The 2738-nt window shown below is 67.3% G+C and carries 3 protein-coding genes; all 3 read right to left on the bottom strand.

Annotation, left to right across the window (positions count from 1 at the left end; translation table 11 throughout):
- On the bottom strand, positions 1-987 hold a 987-nt coding region (locus ACRDUX_RS03320), incomplete at its 3' end, for a GGDEF domain-containing protein (protein ID WP_526410998.1).
- A complete protein-coding gene (locus ACRDUX_RS03315; RefSeq protein ID WP_526410996.1) occupies positions 984-2228 on the bottom strand; it encodes a winged helix-turn-helix domain-containing protein in 1245 nt (414 codons plus the stop codon). The genes ACRDUX_RS03315 and ACRDUX_RS03320, both read right to left, overlap by 4 nt.
- Positions 2225-2707 carry a dihydrofolate reductase gene (locus ACRDUX_RS03310; RefSeq protein ID WP_526410994.1) on the bottom strand — a complete coding sequence of 161 codons (483 nt, stop codon included), beginning with the start codon at positions 2705-2707 and terminating at the stop codon, positions 2225-2227. Before ACRDUX_RS03310 ends, ACRDUX_RS03315 begins: the two co-directional genes overlap by 4 nt.
- Positions 2708-2738: the final 31 nt, after the last annotated feature.

Raw genomic sequence — 2738 nt, 5'->3', positions numbered from 1 at the left:
CTCCATCGCGGTGCCGGGCTCGACGATCGCGCTGCACGTGCCGAGGCTCGCGGTGATCTGAAATGGCATTGCGGCAATCCCCGCGCGGATACGTTCGGCGGTCCCGGCATGGTCGGCAGCGGGCGCGCCGTCGGCGATCACGAACTCCTCGCCACCCAGCCGCCCGATGACGGCATCGCCACTGCAGTTCTCCCGCAGCACGGCCCCGACGCTGACCAGAGCCTCATCACCGACGGCATGGCCCCGGGTGTCATTGAGTTTCTTGAACTGGTCGAGGTCGATCATCGTGACGTTCAGGCGGACGCCAACCGAACCTTGCTGGGCCACCGCAATCTCGTGGACTGCGTTGTAGACGGAGCGCCGGTTGAGCGCGCCGGTGAGAGGATCGCGATCGGAATTTCGTAGGTCGATGCGCAAGGAATGCACCAGCGAGTGGATTCCGAACGGCACCCCGACGTTGAGCGCGATCACCGTGAGAATCGATGCGATGGTCAGCGAGGTGTCGCCCGTGTCGACGATCAGCCGGCTTGCGGTGATGACTGTGCACGTCACCGCCAAGGCACAGTTCCCGATGACGTGGGCGATCGTGTGGAAGTAGGCGAGGAAGCCGCCGATCACCGCGAATATCGTGCATCCCATCAGGCCCGCATAGGGGCTCGACAACACCAGACAGGTCGCGGCGGTACAGCCCGAACAGACGCCGTTGTACACCAGGGATTGTCGGCGGGTCGGCCACCGGAACAACCACAGCAGCGCGGCGCCGAGCCCACCCACCCCGGCGGTGATCGCGATGACCGTGGTCAGAGGATTGTCCGGCCCTCGGGGGCTGCCAAGCATCACCAGCGGCAACGCGCCGAGCACCGCCGTGAACACGAATGTGGCCAGCCGCCACTGCAACTGCAGCCCGCGGTCGTGCAGATAGACGCTGAACCAGTCGAATTGATCCGTCTGCCGCCACCAACCCATGACCGCAGCGCGCTCCGTCATGAAACCGGCGCCATGCCTAGCCGCCTCAGCGCCCGCGACAACGCAGGCGCCAGATCGCCCCGCTCCCCCACCGTCACCTCGGACAGCCCCAGCCACGACGCCATCGACTGCAGCTCCAGCGCCAACGCCTGCGCGACCCGCGACGAGGACTCGCCCGGCTCGGTGAACGCCCCCACCACGTTCAGCACCGAGGATTCGTCGGAGCGGGTGCGGTCCGCCTTGAGATCCACGCGACCCACCAGCCGGCCGTCGAGCAGGAACGGCCACACGTAGTACCCGTACCGACGCTTGGGCGCTGGGGTGTAGATCTCGATGCGGTAGTGGAAGCCGAAGATCCGCTCGACGCGGGGCCGGAAGAAGATCAGTGGATCGAACGGGCACAGCAGCGCAGTCCCACGATCTTGGCGCGGCACGCTCTGTCCCACGCGCAGGTACCCCGGCGCGGTCCAGCCATCGACGGCGACCTCTTCGATCTCGCCGGAGGACACCAACTCGGCGATCGCGGGTTTGGCCTGTTTGGCGCCCAGCCGGAAGTAGTCCCGGATGTCCGTTTCGGTGGCCACCCCCAGCGCCGTCGCCGCCCGCAATACGAGTTCCCGCACGGCGTCCTCGTCATCGACGTCGCGAGCGACCACGTCGGGCGGCAGGACGTTCTCGGTGAGGTCGTAGTGCCGGGCGAACCCCACCCGGGTGGCAGTGGTGAGAACACCCGACGCGAAAAGCGCCTCGGCGACCCACTTGGTATCGCTGCGGTCCCACCACGGGCCCTTGCGGCCGCGTGGCTCCGACGCCAGGTGCGCCTCGATCTGGCCTGCGGTGCTGGGCCCCAGCTCGGCGACCGCGGCGATGACGTCGTCGGCCAGCTTTCCGTTCTTCCTCACGATCTCGGTGCCCCACCGGCCGTGGGTGTACTCGCGCATCCGCCAGCGCAGCAGCGGCCAGTCGTCGACCGCCATCAGCGCGGCTTCGTGCGCCCAATACTCGACCAGCAACCGCGGTGAGCGGGTGGAGTGGTTCCACGCGGCCCGCTCGAGGACGCTGCGGTCATACGGACCCAGCCTGCTGAACACCGGCGCATAGTGGGCGCGTACGGCGACCGACACCGAGTCGAGTTGCAGCACCTGGATGCGCGAGACCAGCCGTTTCAGGTGCGAACGATTGACCACGCCAAGCGGTTTGGCCTCGGCGAAACCCTGTGCGGCGACGGCTACCCGGCGCGCCTGATCAACGGTGAGGATCATGTCCGCTGATATCCGACGAATCGGTAGCGGATGCCAGCGGCGCTGGTCAGCCATTCGCCCTCAGTGCCGACCCATGCCCCGTCGAGCACCGGCGCCACGGCGTCGCCGTCCTCCCTGGGCAATGTCACGTCGACTTCGGTGACCTCGCATCGGGTGGCCGTCGGCAGGGCCAGCGCGTAGATCTCCGCACCGCCGATAACCCAGGTTTCATCATCGGTGAGCGCTGCCTCGAGGCCGCTCACCACCGTCGCTCCAGCTGCCATGTAGTCAGCTTGCCGGGTGAGTACGACATTTCTGCGCCCCGGCAGGGGTTTGACCTTCGCGGGCAGGGACTCCCAGGTGAGACGCCCCATGACCACGGTGTGGCCAAGGGTGAGTTCCTTGAACCTGGCCTGATCCTCGGGTAGCCGCCACGGTATGCCGTTGTCGCGGCCAATGACCCCGGAGGTCGATTGGGCCCAGATCAGCCCTACCGTCATACGGCCACGGGGGCTTTGATGCCCGGGTGGG

It is taken from the genome of Mycobacterium sp. (genome assembly GCF_050701675.1).
In the GTDB taxonomy this organism is placed as follows: domain Bacteria; phylum Actinomycetota; class Actinomycetes; order Mycobacteriales; family Mycobacteriaceae; genus Mycobacterium.
Note: the sequence above shows the minus strand (reverse complement) of the source record. Positions and strands in the feature narration are given on the sequence as shown.